General features: G+C 52.6%; 20 protein-coding genes. 18 read left to right on the top strand and 2 right to left on the bottom strand.

What is annotated here, in order from left to right:
* The first annotated feature begins 182 nt into the window (after positions 1-182).
* From EVJ22_RS07245 to EVJ22_RS07325, 17 genes are all read left to right on the top strand, one after another.
* On the top strand, positions 183-1,532 hold the full coding sequence (locus EVJ22_RS07245; protein ID WP_131439070.1) for an ABC transporter substrate-binding protein: 1,350 nt from the start codon (positions 183-185) through the stop codon (positions 1,530-1,532).
* A 68-nt stretch (positions 1,533-1,600) separates the two neighbouring features.
* Complete coding sequence (locus EVJ22_RS07250) at positions 1,601-2,497, top strand: carbohydrate ABC transporter permease (RefSeq protein WP_131439068.1); 897 nt, start codon at positions 1,601-1,603, stop codon at positions 2,495-2,497.
* A gap of 72 nt (positions 2,498-2,569) precedes the next feature.
* On the top strand, positions 2,570-3,412 hold the full coding sequence (locus tag EVJ22_RS07255; protein ID WP_084812969.1) for a carbohydrate ABC transporter permease: 843 nt from the start codon (positions 2,570-2,572) through the stop codon (positions 3,410-3,412).
* 71 nt (positions 3,413-3,483) lie between these two features.
* Positions 3,484-4,884 (top strand): arabinan endo-1,5-alpha-L-arabinosidase, encoded by a 1,401-nt coding sequence (locus EVJ22_RS07260; protein ID WP_131443580.1) that lies wholly within the window; start codon positions 3,484-3,486, stop codon positions 4,882-4,884.
* A gap of 16 nt (positions 4,885-4,900) precedes the next feature.
* Positions 4,901-6,211 (top strand): arabinan endo-1,5-alpha-L-arabinosidase, encoded by a 1,311-nt coding sequence (locus EVJ22_RS07265; protein WP_131443581.1) that lies wholly within the window; start codon positions 4,901-4,903, stop codon positions 6,209-6,211.
* A gap of 281 nt (positions 6,212-6,492) precedes the next feature.
* Complete coding sequence (gene araB, locus EVJ22_RS07270; RefSeq protein ID WP_131443582.1) at positions 6,493-8,190, top strand: ribulokinase; 1,698 nt, start codon at positions 6,493-6,495, stop codon at positions 8,188-8,190.
* Positions 8,184-8,882 (top strand): L-ribulose-5-phosphate 4-epimerase, encoded by a 699-nt coding sequence (gene araD, locus EVJ22_RS07275; RefSeq protein ID WP_071398291.1) that lies wholly within the window; start codon positions 8,184-8,186, stop codon positions 8,880-8,882. The genes araB and araD overlap by 7 nt, the downstream gene beginning before the upstream one ends.
* Positions 8,883-8,915: 33 nt before the next feature.
* Positions 8,916-10,403, top strand: coding sequence for an L-arabinose isomerase (gene araA / locus EVJ22_RS07280; RefSeq protein ID WP_131443583.1), 1,488 nt, complete (start codon positions 8,916-8,918; stop codon positions 10,401-10,403).
* A 68-nt stretch (positions 10,404-10,471) separates the two neighbouring features.
* Positions 10,472-11,971 (top strand): alpha-N-arabinofuranosidase, encoded by a 1,500-nt coding sequence (locus EVJ22_RS07285; RefSeq protein ID WP_131443668.1) that lies wholly within the window; start codon positions 10,472-10,474, stop codon positions 11,969-11,971.
* Position 11,972: 1 nt separating this feature from the next.
* Complete coding sequence (locus EVJ22_RS07290; protein WP_158625509.1) at positions 11,973-12,212, top strand: DUF6171 family protein; 240 nt, start codon at positions 11,973-11,975, stop codon at positions 12,210-12,212.
* Positions 12,213-12,227: 15 nt separating this feature from the next.
* Complete coding sequence (locus EVJ22_RS07295) at positions 12,228-13,217, top strand: aldose epimerase family protein (protein WP_131443584.1); 990 nt, start codon at positions 12,228-12,230, stop codon at positions 13,215-13,217.
* Entirely contained in the window at positions 13,214-14,383 is a 1,170-nt protein-coding gene (locus EVJ22_RS07300; protein WP_131443585.1) for a sn-glycerol-1-phosphate dehydrogenase, read from the top strand. The genes EVJ22_RS07295 and EVJ22_RS07300 overlap by 4 nt, the downstream gene beginning before the upstream one ends.
* Positions 14,380-15,327 carry a glycoside hydrolase family 43 protein gene (locus EVJ22_RS07305; RefSeq protein WP_131443586.1) on the top strand — a complete coding sequence of 316 codons (948 nt, stop codon included), beginning with the start codon at positions 14,380-14,382 and terminating at the stop codon, positions 15,325-15,327. The genes EVJ22_RS07300 and EVJ22_RS07305 overlap by 4 nt, the downstream gene beginning before the upstream one ends.
* On the top strand, positions 15,324-16,268 hold the full coding sequence (locus EVJ22_RS07310) for a glycoside hydrolase family 43 protein (protein ID WP_071398286.1): 945 nt from the start codon (positions 15,324-15,326) through the stop codon (positions 16,266-16,268). The genes EVJ22_RS07305 and EVJ22_RS07310 overlap by 4 nt, the downstream gene beginning before the upstream one ends.
* 194 nt (positions 16,269-16,462) lie before the next feature.
* Positions 16,463-17,500 carry an iron-siderophore ABC transporter substrate-binding protein gene (locus EVJ22_RS07315; RefSeq protein ID WP_071398284.1) on the top strand — a complete coding sequence of 346 codons (1,038 nt, stop codon included), beginning with the start codon at positions 16,463-16,465 and terminating at the stop codon, positions 17,498-17,500.
* A gap of 4 nt (positions 17,501-17,504) precedes the next feature.
* Positions 17,505-18,524, top strand: a complete 1,020-nt coding sequence (locus EVJ22_RS07320) for a FecCD family ABC transporter permease (protein WP_071398283.1) — start codon at positions 17,505-17,507, stop codon at positions 18,522-18,524.
* Positions 18,521-19,552 carry a FecCD family ABC transporter permease gene (locus EVJ22_RS07325; RefSeq protein ID WP_071398282.1) on the top strand — a complete coding sequence of 344 codons (1,032 nt, stop codon included), beginning with the start codon at positions 18,521-18,523 and terminating at the stop codon, positions 19,550-19,552. Before EVJ22_RS07320 ends, EVJ22_RS07325 begins: the two co-directional genes overlap by 4 nt.
* A gap of 45 nt (positions 19,553-19,597) precedes the next feature.
* On the opposite strand, the gene EVJ22_RS07330 is transcribed toward EVJ22_RS07325, so the two are convergent.
* Positions 19,598-20,347, bottom strand: coding sequence for an SDR family oxidoreductase (locus EVJ22_RS07330; protein WP_071398281.1), 750 nt, complete (start codon positions 20,345-20,347; stop codon positions 19,598-19,600).
* A gap of 138 nt (positions 20,348-20,485) precedes the next feature.
* On the opposite strand from EVJ22_RS07330, the gene EVJ22_RS07335 reads away from it, so the two are divergent.
* Entirely contained in the window at positions 20,486-21,058 is a 573-nt protein-coding gene (locus tag EVJ22_RS07335) for a TetR/AcrR family transcriptional regulator (protein WP_131443587.1), read from the top strand.
* Here the strand turns inward: EVJ22_RS07335 and EVJ22_RS07340 are convergent.
* The gene (locus tag EVJ22_RS07340; protein ID WP_131443588.1) at positions 21,055-21,933 is read right to left on the bottom strand and encodes a LysR family transcriptional regulator; all 879 of its coding nucleotides are present in this window, start codon (positions 21,931-21,933) and stop codon (positions 21,055-21,057) included. The genes EVJ22_RS07335 and EVJ22_RS07340 overlap by 4 nt on opposite strands.
* Positions 21,934-21,998: the final 65 nt, after the last annotated feature.

The raw sequence follows: 21,998 nt of genomic DNA on the forward strand, positions 1-21,998 counted from the left end.
TGTGTAATAGACTCAAATTGTACAGAAAACGCTTTCATTACTAACTATATCGGTTTGTTGGTGAGTAAATGTATAGTGTTGTGTGGGCTTCATTATACAGTTTGCTTTTTTATTTAACTCAACATGTACGTACATCTTTATCATGCTTTGCACATGAATATAAAGTGATGGAGGAATTCACAATGAATCGTAAATCGAAAAAAATGTTTGCGTTAACGATGTCAGCACTGATGACAACTTCTTTGGCGCTCGCCGGCTGTTCGGGAGATGAGGCAGGCGCTGATGGAAAAGTTGAACTGACATTTATGTTCCGTGGAAATCCAGAAGAGTTAAAAGCCTATCAAGCGACGGTGAAACGTTTTGAAGAAGCCAACAAAGACGTGAAGGTGACGATGGTCCAGACGGCCCCTGATCAGTACGATACAAAACTCAAGTCGGCCATCGCGGGTCGGAAGATTCCGGACGTCTTCTTCTATAATCCTGCCCAAGTGAAAGCATACGTAAACTCGGGTGTGCTACTCGATATCACAGAGGCGGTTGAAAATTCAGAAGACGTCAAGTTGGACGATATTTGGGAGAAGGGTGTCGACAAGTATCGCTTCGATGGTGAGACGCTTGGAGAAGGCGCAATTTACGGACTGCCGAAAGATTTAGGACCGTTCGCACTCGGCTACAACAAGACGATGTTCGAAGACGCGGGCATTGCGCTTCCGGATAAAGACAAACCGTACACATGGGATGAGTTCGTGGACGTTGCCAAACAGTTGACGAAAGATACGAACGGTGACGGAAAAATGGATCAATACGGCACTGGCTTCAACGTAAACTGGGCACTTCAGCCGTTCGTTTGGAGCAATGGGGCGGACTGGATCAACGAGGACGGCACGAAAGTGACGATCGATGATCCGAAATTCATCGAAGCGTTACAGTTCTTCGTCGACCAGCAGTTGAAACATGGTATCACACCGTCGATCGGGGAAACACAGACGCTCGACACGTACCAACGTTGGTTGAAAGGACAACTTGCCTTCTTCCCGGTCGGTCCTTGGGACATGGCGGCATTTAAAGAACAGCTGAAATTTGAGTATGATTTACTTCCGTGGCCAGCCGGTTCGACGGGTAAAGCATCAGGATGGGTCGGTTCGCTCGGAATCGGTGTCGGTTCAACGACGAAACATAAAGAAGAAGCAGCGGAACTAGCCATGTACTTGTCTGCCGACCAAGAAGGACAACAGGCGCTCGTAGATGCGCAAGTCCAATTGCCGAACAGTATGGAAATTGCAGACAACTGGGCGGCTGACACGTCGATCAAACCAGAAAACAAACAAGAGTTCCTTGATTTGATCAATGACTATGGCCGCGGCTTCCCAGCTGAGAAAACATACACGGCAGAATGGTATGACGAGTTCTTCAAAAACATCCAGCCTGTCCTCGACGGCAAAACGTCGGTTGAAGACTATGTGAAGACGGCGCAGCCGAAGATGCAGAAATTGCTCGATGCGGCGATCGAACAAGAGAAACAGGCGAACTGATCAGAGAGTCGAAACGGGGTGGCGATGTTCGCCACCCGCGTCTCTGACGTTGAAAGGATGGAAGAACAATGAAGACAAAATCGATTTCTAAGTTATATCGAACAGAGCAGCGATACGCCTATCTGTTCGTTGCGGCACCGGTCATTGGGTTTTTCCTCTTCGCGTTCGTCCCGTTGATGTACTCTGTTTACGGCGCCTTCACGAATTGGAACGGTCTCGGTCAAATGAAATTTATCGGGTTTGAGAACTTTGTTAACTTGTTCCAAGATGAATATTTTTATAAATCGATGTACAACACGCTCTTTATGATGATTGGGATCCCGATTGGAATCGCCCTCGCGCTCATGCTCGCTCTTGCGTTGAATCGAGGGATTTTTGGGACGAATACCTTCCGCGTGATTTACTACATTCCCGTCATTTCGTCGATTGCCGCCGTATCGATTTTATGGCAATGGGCGTACAACGGAGACTACGGATTGGTGAACCAATTTTTGGCTTTGATCGGCATCGATGGGCCGAACTGGCTCCAAAATACGGATACCGTCAAGCCGGCGCTTATCCTCATGGCAATTTGGAAAGGGCTCGGCTATACGATGCTCCTTTATTTGGCGGCGCTCCAAAGTGTTCCGAAATCATTTTATGAAGCGGCAAAACTGGATGGAGCTAACGCTTGGCAAAGCTTTTGGCACATCACGCTTCCGATGGTCAAACCGGTCACGTTCTTCATCATCGTGACGAACATCATCGGTGGAGCGCAAATTTTCACGGAAATCAACGTCATGACACCAACCGGGGGTCCGGAGTACTCGTCTGCCTCTGCGGTCTTCTATATTTGGCAAAAATCGTTCGGGAACTTCCAACTCGGTTACGCTTCGGCGATGGCGCTCGTCCTTGGGCTCTTCATTTTCATCGTCACGTTGCTCCAATTCCGGATGAATGAAAAATCATCGTTCGATCTTGATTGAGCGATTCGCGTATAGGAAAGGAGAATAACCATGCAATTAGCTCTCTCACGGAAAAAAGAGAACGTGGAAACGATGTCGGTGAAGAAGAAGGATCGGATCACGGATTTCTTCATTTTTATCTTCCTATCCATCGGAGCGGTCGTCATGATCGCGCCGCTGCTCTGGATGGTGTCGACGTCACTAAAATCAAAAGAAGATGTATTCGCGCTCCCGCCGGTATGGATCCCGACTGATATTTCGTTTAGTAAATACACGGAAATTTGGAGTATGGGTCCGCTGTTGTCAGGGATATCAAACAGTTTGATTGTCGCATTATCCGTCACGATTGTCGGGACGTTCACGTCAAGCTTGGCGGCGTTCGCCTTCGCGAAGTTGAACTTCAGAGGCAAGAATAAAATCTTCCTTCTCTTGTTCGCTTCTGTCATGATCCCATACCCGGTGCTCATGATTCCCCAGTTCATGATGTTCTCGAGCATCGGCTGGGTGGATACGCTGTTACCGTTAATTGTGCCTGGGTTATTCGGGAACATCTTTATGATTTTCTTCTTGCGCCAATTTTTGAACAGCATCCCGAACTCGATTATCGAAGCAGCGAAGATTGATGGGTGCTCGTACTTCCAAATCTTCTACAAGATTATTTTCCCGTTAATCAAGCCGGCCGTGGCCGCGCAGTTGATTCTTTGGTTCATGGCAATTTGGAACGACTATCTTGGGCCGATTCTCTATTTGAACTCGCCGGAGAAACAGACGCTTCAACTTGTCATCGCGAACTTTAACGCATCTTATGCAATTCAAAGTGATTATCCGTTAATCATGGCCGCGTCTGTCGTGGCATTACTCCCGATGTTGCTCGTCTTCATGATCTTCCAAAAACAGATCATCGAGTCGATTGCGATCTCTGGTGTGAAGGGCTGAGGTGTGACAGGACAGAGGCACCCGTCTTTTAAAAAGGCGGGTGCCTTTTTGATGGAGAAAGGGGATTTAACATGAGAAAAATGATGGTATGGCTAACGCTACTCGCCGTAGCAATCGGAGGAATCTTTTTCTGGCGGACGACGAGTGCGTCAATCAATGATTTAGCACTCCCGAAAGCACCGTTTGAAAAGAAAGTGGACGATGTGACGCCGGAGGTGCTCAACAAAGAGCGTGAGTGGACGACGAACTTCACGCATGACGGGGCGATTTTGAAAGACGGAGACACCTATTACGTCTTTTCGACGGATTACATGGTAGGAAGTCCTCCGACGCCCGGCATTCAAATCCGCAAATCGACCGACCTGGTTCATTGGGAATTCGTCGGTCGTGTGTTTGATCAAGTGTCTGAGGAGGCGTTCGCTTGGGCCGGCGGGAACACATTTTGGGCCCCGGCGATCACGAAAATCGGAGATCGATTCCACTTATACTATTCTGTCTCAGGGGTCGGGAGTCGAACGTCGTATATCGGGCTAGCGACTGCGACAACGATTGAAGGACCTTGGGAAGATGAGGGCGCCGTCATCGCATCGAAAGAAGGTGACGGGGGTGTAGCCAATACAATCGATCCTCACGTGACGCAAGATGCGGAAGGCAAATGGTGGATGACGTATGGTTCGTACTTTGGCGGAATCTTTTTGACGGAGATTGACCCAGACACAGGAAAACGAGTGGATGAATCGTCAGAAGGCACACTGCTCGCCAAGCGGAAAGACATGTCGATGGGTATCGAAGGACCGGAAATTTTATATAACGGCGAGACGGGCTATTACTATTTGATGGTGTCGTATGGATGGTTGGAGGATACGTACAACGTCCGGATCGGTCGCTCGAAATCGATTGCGGGACCGTACGTCGATTCGGTTGGCCGGGACTTACGAGACGAGTCGGATGAGTCGTTTGATACGGGCATGAAAATCGTTGGGCCGTATCGTTTCGAAGGAGATGACGGATACGTCGGGACCGGTCACTCCGCATTCTTACAAGATGGGACCGATACGTTCGTGCTGCATCAGGCGCGGCCGAGTGAAGATATCTACTGGTCACAGTTGCACGTCCGGAAAGTGTATTGGACGAAAGACGGTTGGCCGGTCGTCTCGCCCGAACGCTATGCGGGGGAGAGCGATATCGAGGTTGACGAAACGCACCTGGTCGGGGATTGGGACGTAATCACGTTCCCACGGTTTGACGACGGACAGCAAACCTCGAGTGTATTGACGTTGAAACGAGGCGGAACGCTCGAAGACGGGGACGGGTCGTGGGAATTGGATGATTTGGTCCTCGAGGTCCAAGTCGGACAGGAGACGTATGAGGCGCAAGTCGGAGCGGCTTGGGACTGGGAGACTTGGGAACCGACAATCATCTTCACTGGCCTGAGCGAGGATGGCACCGCCGTATGGGGCAAAAAACGATAAGAGGAGAAGAGGGACCATGCAAAAATTGAACAGTCCAAACCGAGAAGAACGCTATGTGTTGGAACGATTGACGAATGAAACGATGTGGGGCACGCACAACGCCCACGACCCGGCCTCAATCAAAGTCGGGGACTGGTATTACGTGTTCTCGACGGACGCTGCCCATGGGCATCAAATCAACGGCGGGATTCAAGTGCGTCGCTCGCGGGACTTGATCCACTGGGAATATGTCGGCTTGGCGCTTGAAGAGCTTCCGCACGAGGCTGTGGAATGGACCGGGGCGCCGGGACTTTGGGCGCCGGAAGTCGTATTCATGGGTGGCCGCTACGTCATGTATTATGCAGCTTCACAGTTCGGACAGACGCGTTCTTATATCGGTGTCGCCAGCGCGGAAACGATCGATGGACCGTGGCGGGATCACGGGCTCGTGGTGAAAAGTGAGGCCGGGACGTCGGGACCGAACGCGATTGACCCGAATATCACGTTCGATGCGCATGGGGATCCGTGGCTCGTCTACGGTAGTTTTTTCGGTGGGCTGTACGTGTTCCCGGTCGACCCGGAGACGGGGAAGAAACGTCCGGGGAGTGAAGAGACGTTGATCGCGAAACGAGATCAACGTGTCGAAGGGGCGGTCGAGGGACCGTACATCGTCTATCGAGAGACAGATCGTCACTACTACTTGTTCGTCTCTTACGACTCCCTGTTCAAGGACTATCACATCCGTGTGGCCCGATCGACTTCGATCACCGGACCGTACGTCGATTTTGATGGGAACGTCATGACCGACCTCGAGATCGACCCGCAACAAGTTGGCATGAAGATTTTAGGCGGCTATCGGTTCGGGGATAATGAGGGCTGGGTCGGGCCTGGGCATAACTCCGTCTTACAAGACGGGGGCGATGATTATCTCGTCCATCACGTCAGAGGTGAGCAAGATCCGCATTGGCACGAGCTGCATATCCGGAAAATCATCTGGACGGAGTCGGGTTGGCCGCTCGTATCTCCGGAACGATATGCCGGGGAAGCGGAACGTCCTGTCGAGGTGCAAGAACTCTTCGGAGAGTGGGAGTGGATTTATATGGACCGGACGTACCATGGCGTCCTGCATTCGAGTAAGATTGAACTCCTGGCTGACGGGACGTTCGTGACGGAGCATGGCGAACGAGGACGGTTTGAAAAACTGGCGGATGCGAGCATCAAGCTCTATGGCCCCGAAGGAATCACTTGGTATGTGTTACCGGGCTGGGATTGGGAGAATTGGCGAGAGACGCTCGTATTTGCCGGATTGTCTGACCAAGGTCATGTCTTTATCGGCAAAAAGTTGTAAATATCCGTACAACTTCTGTCGATTCATTTTAAGTAGCTTGTCACAAATTGCTCAGAAAAATTACAAAAATGTTCGAATGAAATGTTGAAAACAGTTGATTAATTTAAAATAGTTGATACAATCAAGGTGTAAGTTATACGTACAACTTGATTGTATATTTTTGTTTTCTGTATGAATCAAGCACGTTATTTGAATAGTTGTACGGATGAAAGGGAGAGGAGTGCCCACACACTTTATTTTTTTCATCCTTTATGTAAGCGTATTCTTTTGGAGGTAGGGTGATGAATATGACCAATTATACAATCGGTGTCGACTATGGGACGCAATCAGGACGCGCGGTCCTCGTCGACGTAGCGACAGGTCGAGAAGTGGCGACAGCGGTCAAACCGTACACACACGGCGTGATGGATGAATATTTACCAGACGGGGCGACCCGTCTCGAGCATGATTGGGCGCTCCAACATCCACAAGACTATTTAGAAGTACTGGAAATCACCATCCCGGCCGTCGTGAAAGAGGCAGGGATCACGCCGGAGCAAGTCATAGGGCTCGGCATCGACTTTACCGCATGCACGATCTTACCGATAGACGAACATTTGAATCCACTTTGTTTCCGTGAGGAACATCAACAGAATCCACACAGCTACGTGAAGCTTTGGAAGCACCACGCCGCTCAGGACGAGGCGGATGAGTTGAACCGCATCGCGGCCGAGCGGGGCGAGGATTTCTTGAAACGATACGGCGGTAAAATCTCATCGGAATGGATGATCCCGAAAGTGTGGCAAATCTTGAACGAGGCCCCGGCGATTTATGAGGAAGCGGATCAGATTCTAGAGGCGACGGATTGGGTCGTCTCTCAGATGACGGGCCGTGTCGTTCGAAACAGTTGTACAGCTGGATATAAAGCCATGTGGCATAAACAAGACGGCTATCCGTCAAACGAGTTCTTCAAAGCGCTTGACCCTCGGTTGGAGAACGTCGTCGAAGAGAAACTATCGCGTGACATCGCGCCGATTGGAGCCAAAGCAGGCGAACTGACAGAAGCATTTGCCGCGCGCATCGGACTCCTTCCGGGCACGGCCGTCGCGGTTGCGAACGTCGACGCCCACGTCGCGGTGCCGGCCGTCGGGATTGCAGAACCTGGCAAGATGTTGATGGTCATGGGCACATCGACGTGCCACATCCTGCTCGGTGAAGATGAACAAGTCGTCCCAGGCATGTGCGGCGTCGTCGAAGACGGTGTCATTCCAGGCTTGATGGGCTATGAAGCTGGTCAATCGTGTGTCGGGGACCATTTTGAATGGTTCACCGAGACATGTGTCCCGGGGCATTACGTGGAAGAGGCCGCCTTGAAAGGTATCGGCATCCATCAGCTGTTGACGGAGAAAGCAGCCCGTCAACGTGTCGGCGAGAGTGGACTCGTTGCTCTCGACTGGTGGAACGGAAACCGGTCAACGCTCGTCGATACGAATTTGACGGGTGTCCTGCTCGGAGCGACGTTGCTCACGAAGCCGGAAGACATCTATCGGGCGTTAATCGAAGCGACAGCATACGGGACGCGGACGATCGTGGAAGCGTTCCGCAACAGCGGCGTCCCCGTGCATGAAGTGTATGCCGCAGGTGGGATCGCCGAAAAGAACGCACTCATGATGCAAATTTATGCGGACGTCTTGAACATGGAGATCAAAATTTCAGCCTCTTCACAAACACCAGCTCTAGGCTCCGCCATGTTCGGAGCAGTAGCTGCCGGCGCGGAGCGGGGCGGTTATGCCACGATCAAAGAAGCTGCAGCGAAGATGGGCCGCATCAAAGAAGAGACGTATAAGCCGATCTTGGAAAACGTCGAGACGTATGACGCTTTGTTCGCCGAATACACGAAACTATACGATTACTTTGGTCGCGGCGAGAACGACGTGATGAAACGTTTGAAAAAAATAAAAGCTGAAGCCTCACGTGTGAAGGAGGAGCCTGTATGGTAAGCCGTCGCTTGAAAGAAGAAGTGTTACAAGCGAACTTGGCTCTTCCGAAGCACGGTTTGGTCACGTTCACCTGGGGCAACGTCAGTGGCATCGACCGCAACGCCGGCTTGGTCGTCATCAAACCTAGCGGCGTTCCTTACGAACGATTGACCGTGGAGGATATGGTCGTCGTCGATCTCGAAGGTAACATCGTCGAAGGTGAACTGCGTCCCTCATCAGACACACCGACCCATCTCGCGCTCTACCGGTCTCTCCCTGAGATCGGTGGTGTCGTGCACACACATTCGCCATGGGCGACAAGTTGGGCACAGGCGAAGCGGGCCATCCCGGCGTTTGGAACGACACATGCCGATTACTTTTATGGCGAGATCCCATGCACCCGTGAATTAACAGACGAGGAAATCGAAACGGCGTATGAACTCGAGACGGGACATGTCATCTTGGAAACGCTTGATGAGTTAATGCTCGAAGCAGTCGCCGTACCCGGTGTGCTCGTGGCGAACCACGCACCGTTTTGCTGGGGCAAAGACGCGGATGAAGCCGTCCATAACGCGGTCGTCCTCGAAGAAGTCGCGAAGATGGGCCTTCATGCCTTGAATTTAAATCCAGGCCTGACACCGATTAAACAGAGCGTATTAGATAAACATTATTTGCGAAAACACGGGGCGAACGCATACTACGGCCAAAAATGACCGTCACTCGCCTTGATATTAGGGGGACTTTGAATGTTGACAGCGAAAACATACGAATTTTGGTTCGTGACAGGAAGCCAAATGCTTTACGGCGAAGACGTGCTCCGACAAGTTGAACAAAACTCAAAAGACATGGTGGTCGGTCTCGATGCGGACGACGCATTCAAGGATCGAGTCGTATTTAAAGGCGTCGTTAAAAATTCAGAAGAAATTCGTCAGATGATGTTAAAAGCGAACGCGGACGACTCGTGTGCGGGTGTCATCACTTGGATGCACACGTTCTCGCCATCGAAAATGTGGATTAGTGGCATGCGTGTCCTGCAAAAACCGTTGCTCCATTTCGGGACACAGTTCAATCGCGATATCCCGTGGGATGCGATCGATATGGACTTCATGAACTTGAACCAATCGGCGCACGGCGACCGGGAGCACGGCTTTATCACGAGTCGCATGAACGTCAAACGCAAAGTGATCGTCGGCCATTGGCAAGATGAGGCGACGCGCGGGAAGATGGCGAATTGGATGAAAGTGGCGCATGCGTTGTCGGAGAGTAAGGAGTTAAAAGTGGCGCGTTTTGGTGACAATATGCGTAACGTCGCTGTGACAGAAGGCGATAAAGTCGAAGCGCAGATTCGCCTCGGCTGGACGGTTGACGGGTATGGGGTCGGCGATCTCGTCACATATATGGACGCCGTGACAGACGCTGACCTCGATGCGTTAATGAATGAATACGCGTCTCGCTATGAGCTCACGAATAAAGGGATGGCTGAAGATGAATTCCTCGCATCCGTCCGTTATCAAGGTCGCATCGAGCTTGGGATGAAAGCCTTCCTCGAGGCAGGTGGCTATACCGCCTTCACGACGACGTTTGAAGACTTGCATGGCATGAAGCAGTTGCCAGGTCTTGCCGTCCAACGCTTGATGGAACAAGGGTATGGCTTTGCTGGAGAAGGCGACTGGAAAACGGCGGCGTTGGTCCGTCTCATGAAAATTATGGCGAACAACGAGCGGACGTCGTTCATGGAAGATTATACGTACCACTTTGAACCGGGTAACGAAATGGTGCTCGGTGCCCACATGCTTGAGATTTGTCCGACGATTGCTGTCGATAAACCAAGAATCGAAGTCCATCCGCTCGGGATCGGTGACCGGGAAGCACCGGCACGTATCGTCTTTGAAGGACAGAGCGGCAAGGCGTTGAATGCGAGTATCATCGATCTCGGACATCGCTTCCGTCTTCTCGTCAATACAGTTGAAGGTATCCAGCCGGAAGAAGCGATGCCGAACTTACCGGTCGCCCGCGTTCTTTGGAAAACAGAGCCTTCGATGGCGCAAGCGGTCGAAAACTGGATTCAAGCCGGCGGCGCGCACCATACATGTTACTCCTATGAAGTGACGACCGATCAATTGCGTGATTTTGCGGAACTGCTCGACGTTGAAATTGCAGTCATCGACGCCAAGACCGAGACGGTCCAGTTCAACAACGAGCTACGGTGGAACGAACTTTACTATCGACCATAATCTAAAGGGCCACTTTGATGGCCCTTCTTCATGGAGGAGAGACAATGAACAACCAACTCATTAAACCGATGCACAAGGCGACAGGAACGACGCAGATCATCGTCAATGCCGACTTATCGAAAGGGAAAATCAGCAAGCACATTTATGGGCACTTTGCTGAACATTTAGGTCGTTGTATTTATGAAGGCCTCTGGGTCGGTCCTGACTCCCCGATTCCAAACACCGACGGCATTCGAAATGACGTGCTCGCTGCCCTGAAGAAATTGAATATTCCCGTTCTCCGCTGGCCGGGTGGCTGTTTTGCCGACGAGTACCACTGGAAGGACGGAGTCGGTCCAAACGAGAATCGTAAACGGATGGTCAATACGCACTGGGGTGGGGTCGTCGAAAACAATCACTTCGGCACCCATGAATTCATGCGCCTCTGTGAACTGCTCGAGTGTGAGCCATACATCTGCGGGAATGTCGGAAGTGGGACGGTCCAAGAAATGTCGGAATGGGTGGAATACATGACGTTCGGCGGCGAGTCACCGATGTCGAACTGGCGTCAAGAGAACGGTCGGACTGAGCCGTGGGAACTCACCTACTTCGGCGTCGGGAATGAGAACTGGGGTTGCGGCGGAAACATGCGCCCGGAATACTATGCGGATCTGTATCGCCGCTACCAGACATACGTCCGCAACTATGACGGCAACAAACTCTATAAAATTGCTGGCGGAGCGAATATCGATGACTATAAATGGACAGAGGTCCTCATGCGGGAAGCAGGGACGATGATGGATGGACTCAGTCTCCATTACTACACGATCCCCGGCGACTTCTGGTTGGGCAAAGGATCAGCCCTCGATTTCACGGAGGACGAATGGTTCATCACATTGAAGCGCGCTCTCCATATGGATGAGTTGATCACGAAGCACGGCCAAATCATGGACCAGTATGACCCGGAGAAACGCGTCGGGTTGATTGTAGACGAGTGGGGCACTTGGTTTGATGTCGAGCCAGGGACGAACCCAGGATTCTTGTATCAACAAAACTCGATTCGGGATGCACTCGTGGCTGCAATCCATTTCAACATCTTCCATAACCATAACGACCGCGTCCATATGGCGAACATCGCCCAAATGGTCAACGTGTTGCAGGCGATGATTTTGACAGAAGGAGACCAGTTCGTCCTCACTCCGACGTATCATGTGTTCGAGATGTACAGTGTCCACCAAGACGCAGAGCGCGTCGAACTCGCCGCGCATACACGTAACTATGTGGCCAAAGATGAAGCCATCCCGGCGGTGAACGCCATTGCTTCGCGAAATGCGGACGGGGTGCTCCATATTAGTTTGTGCCAACTCGACCATGAGCAAGGCGATACGGTCGAAATCGATTTACGGGGCATCGGCGCCATCTCTGACGTGTCGGCCCGAATCTTGACGGCGGACCACTTGAACGCCCATAACACATTCGAACAGCCGGATCTCGTCTCACCACGCAATCATGACGTGACTGTCACGGAAGACGGGAAGCTCGTTTTCGACGTCCCGGCGATGAGCGTCATCACGATCGCGGTCCGCTGAGATGACAGTGGTGGAGACGCGACGATGCCGGACATGTCTTCCTCAGGAAACGGATACGGACTGGCTGTTAACCATCGATGCGGAAGTCATGGACCAAGTCCCAGATGCCGAATATGAGGCACGACTCACGCATTGTGCGGCTTGTCCGTTCCGCCAACAAGACACTTGTTTAAAATGTGGGTGCTACGTCTCATATCGGGCCAGACTCGCGACGAAGCACTGCCCATTGAACGTTTGGTAAAAAGGAGTAGATGTCATGAAGCAGCAAACAGAGTCAACAATCGTACTCGAAAATGACTCGTGTCGCTTGAACATATTGACTTACGGTGCGACGTTGCAAGAATTCTCCATTCAAGACGAGGGTTGGAAAAACATCATCTTGTCATACGACACGGTCGAGGAATACATGAAGGACACGTATTATTTAGGAGCGACAATCGGTCGAGTTGCCGGACGGATTGACAACAGCACGTTCGACTTTGACGGCACGACCTATCGCTTACCCGCGAATGATGGAATGCATCATCTGCACGGCGGGGATGGTTTACACCGTCGCGTCTGGACGGTCGAACAGAGGACGTCCGACCGTGTGACGCTTCATTGCGTCAGTCCGGACGGAGCGAACGGGTATGGTGGCACGCTCGATGTCCGCGCCACGTTCGAACTGGTCGACCGTGGTGTCACCATCATGTACGAAGCGACATCTGACGAAGACACGGTGTGCGACTTGACGAACCATACGTATTTCAACTTGAGTGGGGGCGAGCGTGATATTTTGAACCACGAACTCACGTTATCGGCTAGCACATTCGCTGAACTGCGAAACGATTTGATTCCGACGGGACGCTTGCTTGAAGTGGACGGTACACCGTTCGACTTCCGGACAGATCGCGCCTTGTCCGATGGTGTCGCTTCGACACATCCGCAAAATGAATTGGTCAACGGCTACGATCATCCGTTTATTTTCACTGATCGACGTGAAGCGAGATTGTATGACCGAGAGTCACAGCGTGAGTTGACGTTGTCGACGACCGCCCCTGCCATCGTCCTCTATTCGGGGAATCAGATGAACGAGACGACTTCATTGCGTGAAGGGATGTCGAGACGTTACTACGGCGTCTGTCTTGAACCGCAAAACCTCCCTGATGCGGTGCACCATGAGACGTTCCCATCGATTCGTTTGAAGGCGGGAGACACGTACCGCTGGCAAACGACGTACCGTGTCGAGACAGGAGTCAGCCGATGAACCTCGAACAGATTAACGAACACGTACAAGCTTGTGATTGCGGGAATCCCCATCACACGATCACGATTGAACGAATGGTCGCGTCAGATTACGTCTGGGACGAATTGGCCGCATTTGTACAAGAAAAAGGATGGACAAGTGTCCTTGTCGTCGCCGACGCCAATACCGAGCGCGTCGGGTTTCTCCCGCTACGAGAAGCCTTGATGAAAATCGGAGTCGATGTGTCGCTCGTTTCGCTCCAAGCGGACGAGCAAGGTGACGTCTTGGCGAATGAACGCTCGGTCGTTCAAGTGTTGCTTGCCCAAGAGGCAACCGTAGACGCGCTCATTGCGCTAGGAGCAGGTACGATTCACGATGTCACCCGCTTCTGTGCGGCCAAAACGAAAGTGCCATTCATCTCGGTGCCGACCGCACCATCAGTGGATGGTTTTACGTCAAAAGGGGCGCCGCTCATTGTAAGAGGCAAAAAAATCACGTACCAACTCGTTTCTCCGATTGCGGTATTCGTCCCGAACCAGGTGATTCGGAAGGCACCCGATGCATTGATTGCAGCAGGGGTCGGCGATATGCTTGGGAAGTACACGTCCTTGTTGGACTGGCGGTTTGGAGCGTTTGACGGTGGTGAACCGTTTTGTCCGGTCGCCGCATCGCTGACAGAACAGGCGTTACAATCGTGTGTGGACAACTTGCCTGCCATCTATGAACGAGACGCGGACGGGTTGGATCAACTGATGGAGTCCCTACTGTTGTCGGGGATCGCCATGTTGATTTTTGGCCATTCACATCCAGCTTCCGGCGGTGAACATCACTTGTCCCATTATTGGGAGATGGACTTTATCGCCAACCATCGTCCAGCGGTCCTTCATGGAACGAAAGTCGCCATCGCCACGATGGAGCTCATCGATACGTATAAAACGACGATGCTTGACTGGCCCAACACACCGGACTCGTTACGGACGTGGGCCGAGCTGATGCCGACACGGGAAGAGCTCGAACACATCTTCCGCGCGTTACAGGCGCCGCTTCGACCCGAAGAGATCGGGGTCTCCTCACTTCTGTTAGCGAGCAGTCGGAGAGAGGCATACCGCTTGAGAGAACGACATACGTTATTGAAACATATGAGCTTGAACCGAACACAATCTGAGGTAGGGGAGCGTTCTTTATGAGAGAGACGATCACGAATCCGTTAGTTGAACAACGGGCGGACCCATGGATCACACGCCATCCAGATGGCTATTATTATTTCACGGCCTCATTGCCTGACTTCACTGGCATTCCGCTCCGTCGAGCGAAAACGCTCGCAGGCTTGACAGAGGCGGAAGAACGAGTCGTTTGGAACAAGCATGAGACAGGAATCATGAGCGCTAATATTTGGGCTCCGGAACTACATCACATCCATGGGAAATGGTACCTTTATTTCGCGGCCGCGCGGGAAGACGACATTTTCGATCATCGGATGTACGTGCTCGAGAATAGCTCATCGAATCCGTTAGAAGGAGAATGGGTTGAGAAAGGGCAAGTCCGGACATGGTGCGAGTCGTTTTCCCTTGATGCGACGACGTTCGAGCACGAGGGACGTCTCTATTATGTATGGGCGCAAAAAGACCCGGCAATCGACGGCAACTCGAACCTTTACATCTCGGAGATGGAGAACCCGTGGACGCTCACGGGTCCACAGACGATGATTGCGACTCCGGAGTATGACTGGGAGAAGGTCGGGTTCCTTGTGAACGAAGGACCCGCCGTGTTGAAGCGGAATGGTCACATTTACATCACGTTCTCTGCGAGTGCGACGGACCACAACTACTGCATGGGTCTACTGCGCGCCGAGGAGACGAGTACTCTATTGGACGCTCGGAGTTGGACGAAACATCCCGAACCGGTCTTCGGAACCGATGAAACGGCAAGCCAGTACGGACCGGGTCACAACAGTTTTACGACGCTAGATGACGGGACGGACATCCTCGTCTATCACGCCCGCAACTACAAAGAGATTGAAGGGGACCCGCTATGGGACCCGAACCGACATACGCGTGTCCAACCGTTCATGTGGGATGAAGTCGGCCCAGTGTTCGGCCGACCGATTCGTGACGAGGAGGCTGTACGATGAAGCAAGTAGAAGATCGACATTTGATTTTAGAACAACGGGCCGACCCGTGGGTGTATTTGCATACCGATGGCTATTACTACTTCACGGCGTCAGTGCCTGAATATGACTTGATTGAGCTACGTCGGGCTAAATCACTTCAAGCGCTTAAGACGGCCGAGCCGGTGACCGCATGGGTGAAGCATGAGACGGGCCCGATGAGCGACTTAATTTGGGCGCCTGAGCTACATCACATTCACGGTAAATGGTATATATACTTTGCTGCCGCGAAGTCACGTGACATCGTCAATGGTTTGTTCGACCACCGCATGTTCGTGTTAGAGAACGAATCGGCGAACCCGCTTGACGGGGAATGGGTCGAAAAAGGTCAAGTCCAGACCGAATGGGATTCGTTCGCCCTTGATGCGACCGTATTTGAACATAAAGACGTACATTATCTTGTGTGGGCGCAAAAAGATCCCGCCATCGACGGAAACTCAAATTTATATATCGCCGAACTGGAAAATCCATGGACCATCAAATTACCGCAAGTCATGCTGACGAAGCCGGAGTATGATTGGGAGACTCGTGGTTTCCTCGTCAATGAGGGAGCAGCAGTATTGAAGCGGAACGGTCACATCTTTATCACGTACTCTGCGAGTGCGACCGATGAGAATTACTGTTTGGGCATGTTGTGTGCATCAAGCGAATCTGATGTGTTGAACCCGGCGTCATGGTCGAAAGCGTTTCGGCCGGTGTTCCAAACGAATGAAGCAGTCAATCAATTCGGGCCCGGACACAATAGCTTCACGGTGAACGAGAACGGTGAAGACGTCATCGTTTACCATGCACGGACGTATACAGAGATCGAAGGTGATCCACTGTACGATCCGAATCGTCATGCGCGGGCCCAAGTGTTTATATGGAATGAGGAAGGCCGCCCCGAGTTTGGGAAACCGCTCTAAAAGAACGATTTTGACTTGAGCCTGCCTTCTCTGTAAATGGAGAAGAGCAGGTTTTTTAGTTTCTTCAATGGAACAACTTATGAATTCCTTAAACTTCACGTTGACAACGTCAAGCCGTTCATCCTATACTCATAAATGATAATGATTATCAATGTCGTTATAAAGGCATTGTCATAGGAAAAGGGGATTCGAACATGAAAAGTTACAAGAAATTGCTACATATGTTCATCATCATGTCTGCTTTCGTGCTCGTGCTCGCAGGATGCGGCTCGAACAATGAAGATGCGGCCACGACAGATGAGTCTGCCGAAACGGCAGAAGGCTATCCGATCACGATTAAACATGCGTTAGGCGAGACAGTCATCGACAAGAAACCGGAACGCGTCGCAACAATTGCTTGGTCGAACCAAGACGTCGCCCTTGCGCTTGACGTCGTCCCAGTCGGTTTCTCGGCTGCGAACTACGGTGTCCAAGACGGCAGCGGCATGTTGCCATGGACGGCTGAGAAGCTAAAAGACCTTGGGGAAGAAAACCCGAACATTTACCAAGACACAGACGGTCTCGACTTCGAAGCGATCGCTGACTCACAGCCGGACGTCATCTTGGCTGCCTACTCAGGCATCACACAAGAAGACTACGACACGTTGAGCGAGATCGCACCGGTCGTCGCTTACCAAGAAACGCCTTGGGTCTCATCATGGCAGGACACAGTCCTCTACGACTCGATCGCCATGGGCATGGAAGCAGAAGGCAAACAGTTGATCGAAGACACAGAGAAACTCATCGCTGATAAAGCTGCTGAAGTACCAGGCATGGCTGGCAAGAAAGCGGCCTTCATCGCGCTCAGCCCGGATGACCTTTCAAAATTCTATATTTACACGACAGGTGACCCACGTGGCGCCTTCATCGAAGAGCTCGGCATGGAATACCCAAAAAACATCACAGATCAAATTAAAGATGAGAACAGCTTCTACCTCGAGCTCAGCTCAGAGAACGCTGACATCTTGAACGATGTCGACATCTTCGTCGCTTACGGCAACGAAGAGACGTTGAAAGCACTTCAAGCTGACCCGCTCTACAGCAAAGTACCGGCTATCGAGCGCGGATCGGTCGTCATGATTGAAGACAACACGCCACTCGCGGCTGCCGGGACACCGTCACCGCTCTCGATCGAATACACGATCGACGACTACTTGAAGCTCGTCTCAGAAGCACTCGGGAAAGTCGAGTAATCATATGAATACGCTGAAGAAGTTGCAAACGCCGAGACATTTCCCGCTCCTGCTCGTAGGGTCGATCGTCCTGCTCGTCGTCTGTATGCTCGCTTCACTTGCTTTCGGCTCACGGACAGTCGGATGGGATGAACTGCTTGACGGTTTATTCCGTCCGGCTGTTCAGTCGTATGAAGCGGACATTATCCGGCAACGGGTCGTGCGGACGCTGTTCAGTCTCATGTGCGGCGCGGCGCTCGGTGTGTCGGGTGCTTTGATGCAGTCGGTGACACGTAATCCGATTGCTGACCCGAGCATTCTCGGGGTGAACACGGGCGCGGCGCTGTTCGTCGTCGTCGGGATCGCCTTTTTCAACATCTCGACGGCGGGCGACTACATCTGGTTCGCCCTCGTCGGTGCACTCTTGACGGCCGCGTTCGTGTTCGGCATCGGCTCGCTCGGACGAGGCGGTTCGACCCCGCTCAAGCTCGTCTTGGCCGGGGCGGCGACAAGTGCGGCGTTGTCCTCGCTCGTCATGGCAATCATGATCCCGCGCTCGAACGTCATGGACCAGTTCCGGTTCTGGCAAGTCGGCAGCGTCGGGGCGGGGACGATGGACTCGATCGTAACGTTCCTCCCGTTCTTTATCGCCGGCATCTTTATCGCCATCTTCGCGGCCCCGTCACTCAACATCATGGCGCTCGGCGAAGAAATGGCGACGGGACTCGGGGTCCGGATCGGTTCGTTAAAAATCATCGCTTCGTTCGCCGGCGTCATCTTGTGTGGCGCAGCGACGGCATTGGCCGGTCCGATCGGCTTTATCGGTCTGTTGGCCCCGCACTTGATCCGTCTCGTGCTCGGCCCGGATGAACGGTATATCATTCCGATGTCAGCCTTATCGGGCGCCATCCTGTTGACGTTCGCCGACGTGGTCGGGCGTTTGCTTGGAAGTCCGGGCGAACTTGAAGTCGGGATCGTCACCGCGTTCGTCGGGGCGCCGATCTTGATCGCCTTGACGATGAAAGTGAAGGTGCGTGGCCTATGATGAAACAGTCAGTTCAACCTATCATTCACAATAGTCGCAAGCGCCGGCAACGTACGGTGTTCGTGACGCTCGTGCTATTCGTGCTCGCGCTCGCCTTGAGCGCATTGATGCTCATGCTCGGCAATACGATCTATCCGGTCGCGGATGTCATCCGTGTCTTGTTCGGGGAACAAGTACCGGGTGCCTCGTTCGCCGTCGGCACGATCCGTCTGCCACGCATGCTCGCCGGCGTCTTCTCAGGACTCGCGTTCGGTATCGCCGGGACAGTGTTCCAGACGATGCTCAGAAACCCGCTCGCCAACCCGAACGTCATCGGCATCACGACAGGATCGAGTGCGGCCGCCGTGTTCGGCATCGTCGTCTTGCAGGCGAGCAATACGTTCGTCTCGGTGATCTCGGTCATCGGGGGACTCGCGACGGTCATCGTGCTCTACGTCTTATCAAAAGGCGCCGCTTTCTCGATCGGACGTCTCGTCTTGGTCGGGATCGGCATCCAAGCGATGCTGACCGCGGTCATCAACTACTTATTGCTCATCAGTCGCCAAAACGATGTCGGGACGGCGATGCGTTGGTTGAGCGGCAGTTTGAACGGGGTCAAGATGGAGACGTTGCCGCCGCTCATGCTCGCGGTCGCCCTCTGTCTCCCGGTCATCCTCCGCCTCAGCCGGCAGCTGCAGATTTTAGAGCTCGGGGAGATGACGGCGACGTCGCTCGGCATCAAGACGAACCAGACCCGGATCCTCTTGATCATCGCCTCGGTGCTCATGCTCGCACTGGCGACAGCGACGACCGGACCGATCGCTTTCATCGCTTTCCTTGCCGGACCGATCGCGAAACGGCTCGTCGGGGATGGACGCTCGACGATCATTCCGGCCGGACTCGTCGGCGTCATTCTCGTGCTCGCCGCCGACTTGATCGGACAGTTCGCTTTCACAGTCCGCTATCCGGTCGGTGTCATCACCGGCATGGTCGGTGCACCGTATTTGATTTACCTCTTGATCCGAATGAACCGGAGAGGGGAGTTATAACGAGAGAAGAGCCACATCCCGCGTCGGATGTGGCTCTTCTTGCTGTTAGTAGGCAGTCCATCCGCCGTCGATGGCGACGACTTGGCCGTTGACGAAGCTTGACTCGTCCGAGCCAAGGAAGAGGGCGAGCTGGGCGATTTCTTCCGGTTGCCCGATGCGCGGATTGATGGCCATCCCGAGTTGTTGGCGATTAAATCCGGCCTGACTCATGTTCGTCATCGTCGAGCCGATATTCGTCGCGACCGCACCAGGGGCGATCCCGTTGCAGCGGATGTTTTGATCGGCATACATGAACGCCGTGTTCTTCGTCAATCCGACGACGGCATGCTTCGACGCCGTATAGGCCGCACCGGCACGGGCCCCATACAAACCGCCGGCCGAGATGTTGTTGACGATGACACCGTGCCCTTGTTTCGTGAACAAATCGACAGCAATCCGCATCGCTTTCATGACTGACACCGTGTTGACGGCAAAGATTTTCTCCCAGCGTTCATTCGAGATTTCACCGACGGGCTCCATTCCGTCCATGATGCCGGCGTTGTTGACGAGGATGTCAACGCGTCCGAACGTCTTCACCGTCTCATCGAACAAGTTGTGTAGTGCTTTTTCTGACGTCACGTCTGTCTGGATCGCGAGTGCTTCCCCTGAGATGTTCTCGACAACTTGCTGCGCTCCATCGATATTCATATCTGAGACAACGACTTTGGCGCCTTCTTTCGCATACAACTCCGCAATCGCTTTCCCCATGCCTGATGCTGCTCCTGTGACGATTGCCACTTTGCCTGCTAACCGCATACCTGTCTCCTCCTTTTATTGTACATGTGTTCAATAACTATTATAATAAGTTTTAGAAAGCGCTTACAATAATCAAAAGATTGATGAACTGTTGAATAATCAACAAGTAGATAGATAACTGTTGAAAGGAACGTGCAAATGATGAAGCCGGATTTGCGTGTCGTCAAAACAAAACGAGCGCTCCATGAGGCGCTCGTCGAATTATTGCGGGATCGTACGCTCGAACAAGTGACGATTTCAGAACTTTGTCGTGTGGCAAATGTCAATCGAGGGACGTTCTATCTTCATTACGGTCGAATCGAGGATGTGTTCGAAGAGTATTTCCAAGAAATCACGGCCGACCTTGCCAAGTCGTACGAGGAGCCGTACCGTCATCTGAAGTTGCTCAACCCGCGCGAGCTCGAACCGTCGACGATCCGCATCTTTCACCACATCAAGACCTACGTCGAATTTTACCGCATCGTCTTCTCGAAAAACGTACCACTCGCGTATTACTACATGTTATTCAACGAGGTACGGAAACTGCTCCTCCGTGATACGGCGGCGCTCAAACGGAACGACATCGATCACGACCTGCTGTGTTCGTATCAAGCGAATGCCATCGTCGGGATGATCATCTATTGGGCCGAACGTGATTTCCAGACCGATCCGAGTGAGATGAACGAGCAGTTGGCAAACATATTACGACTCGATTCTGGCCGCCTCGTTTAGGTGGTCTTTTCTCGTTCATCGAACATATCCAAAAATGTCGAGGCGACGTTCGACAGATGACTCTCGTTCTTCCAAATCAAATGAACGGAAGACGTGAGCGATGGATTGAGTGGAACGAACACCAACTCGGTCCCGTTCGTGTTGATGATCCCGTCGAGGCATAGAGCGTGGCCGATGCCTGCGTGGACGAGGAGCGAGGCGTTATAGAGCAGATTGTACGTCGCGACGACTTCCGCTTCACCCAAATCGACGCCGAGCCGGTCCGACAAGTGACGGTCGACGAGTGACTGTTCCGACAAGATGAGCGGCAAGTCCAACAAATCTGCCGTCTCTAGATGTGTACGGTTCCCAATCTGGCTATCACGCCGTGTCAACACGCCCCAACGGTCGACATGAGGGAGCTCGCGCGAGGCGTATGCGGCTAGATTGACCGGTTCGATGACGACCCCGAAGTCGAGGATGCCCCGGTCCAACTTGTCGATCACGTCGTCGCCGTTACCGCTATATAAGCGCAACTTGACGTCGGGATGAAGCTGTTTCATCTGTTTGAACGTTGTGATGACCGAGGTGAGCGTCCTCGTCTCACCACCGCCGATATATAGTTCTCCGCTGACGGGTGTCGCCGTGTTCAAGTTCGCCGAAATCTTATCGGCAAGGCGGACCATCTCCTTGGCGTGTTCAGCCAAATAGTAACCCCGTTCGGTCAATGTGACCCCGCCTTGGCTTCGTTCGAACAGTGGTCCCCCGAGACTGTCCTCGAGCTGATGGATCTGGCGGGACAGGGCCGGTTGGGATAACCGTAAGTGTTCGGCGGCGCGCGTGATATTCTTCTCGCTTGCGACGGCGAGGAAGTATCGCAATTGTTGGAGCTCCATGTCATCCCTCCATGCGTTTTTGTTATGGTTCTTAATCAAATAGTAGCATTAGACATGACGCTTGT

This window comes from Exiguobacterium sp. SH0S7 (assembly GCF_004337195.1).
GTDB lineage: Bacteria > Bacillota > Bacilli > Exiguobacteriales > Exiguobacteriaceae > Exiguobacterium > Exiguobacterium aurantiacum_A.

Coding starts and splice junctions, on each gene's coding strand:
- EVJ22_RS07245 (WP_131439070.1), top strand. CDS start 183: ATGAATCGTAAATCGAAAAAAATGTTTGCGTTAACGATGTCAGCACTG.
- araB (WP_131443582.1), top strand. CDS start 6,493: ATGAATATGACCAATTATACAATCGGTGTCGACTATGGGACGCAATCA.
- araA (WP_131443583.1), top strand. CDS start 8,916: ATGTTGACAGCGAAAACATACGAATTTTGGTTCGTGACAGGAAGCCAA.
- EVJ22_RS07340 (WP_131443588.1), bottom strand. CDS start 21,933: ATGGAGCTCCAACAATTGCGATACTTCCTCGCCGTCGCAAGCGAGAAG.
- EVJ22_RS07335 (WP_131443587.1), top strand. CDS start 20,486: ATGATGAAGCCGGATTTGCGTGTCGTCAAAACAAAACGAGCGCTCCAT.
- EVJ22_RS07285 (WP_131443668.1), top strand. CDS start 10,472: ATGCACAAGGCGACAGGAACGACGCAGATCATCGTCAATGCCGACTTA.
- EVJ22_RS07310 (WP_071398286.1), top strand. CDS start 15,324: ATGAAGCAAGTAGAAGATCGACATTTGATTTTAGAACAACGGGCCGAC.
- EVJ22_RS07290 (WP_158625509.1), top strand. CDS start 11,973: ATGACAGTGGTGGAGACGCGACGATGCCGGACATGTCTTCCTCAGGAA.
- EVJ22_RS07250 (WP_131439068.1), top strand. CDS start 1,601: ATGAAGACAAAATCGATTTCTAAGTTATATCGAACAGAGCAGCGATAC.
- EVJ22_RS07330 (WP_071398281.1), bottom strand. CDS start 20,347: ATGCGGTTAGCAGGCAAAGTGGCAATCGTCACAGGAGCAGCATCAGGC.
- EVJ22_RS07325 (WP_071398282.1), top strand. CDS start 18,521: ATGATGAAACAGTCAGTTCAACCTATCATTCACAATAGTCGCAAGCGC.
- EVJ22_RS07305 (WP_131443586.1), top strand. CDS start 14,380: ATGAGAGAGACGATCACGAATCCGTTAGTTGAACAACGGGCGGACCCA.
- EVJ22_RS07260 (WP_131443580.1), top strand. CDS start 3,484: ATGAGAAAAATGATGGTATGGCTAACGCTACTCGCCGTAGCAATCGGA.
- EVJ22_RS07300 (WP_131443585.1), top strand. CDS start 13,214: ATGAACCTCGAACAGATTAACGAACACGTACAAGCTTGTGATTGCGGG.
- EVJ22_RS07255 (WP_084812969.1), top strand. CDS start 2,570: ATGTCGGTGAAGAAGAAGGATCGGATCACGGATTTCTTCATTTTTATC.
- EVJ22_RS07315 (WP_071398284.1), top strand. CDS start 16,463: ATGAAAAGTTACAAGAAATTGCTACATATGTTCATCATCATGTCTGCT.
- EVJ22_RS07295 (WP_131443584.1), top strand. CDS start 12,228: ATGAAGCAGCAAACAGAGTCAACAATCGTACTCGAAAATGACTCGTGT.
- EVJ22_RS07320 (WP_071398283.1), top strand. CDS start 17,505: ATGAATACGCTGAAGAAGTTGCAAACGCCGAGACATTTCCCGCTCCTG.
- EVJ22_RS07265 (WP_131443581.1), top strand. CDS start 4,901: ATGCAAAAATTGAACAGTCCAAACCGAGAAGAACGCTATGTGTTGGAA.
- araD (WP_071398291.1), top strand. CDS start 8,184: ATGGTAAGCCGTCGCTTGAAAGAAGAAGTGTTACAAGCGAACTTGGCT.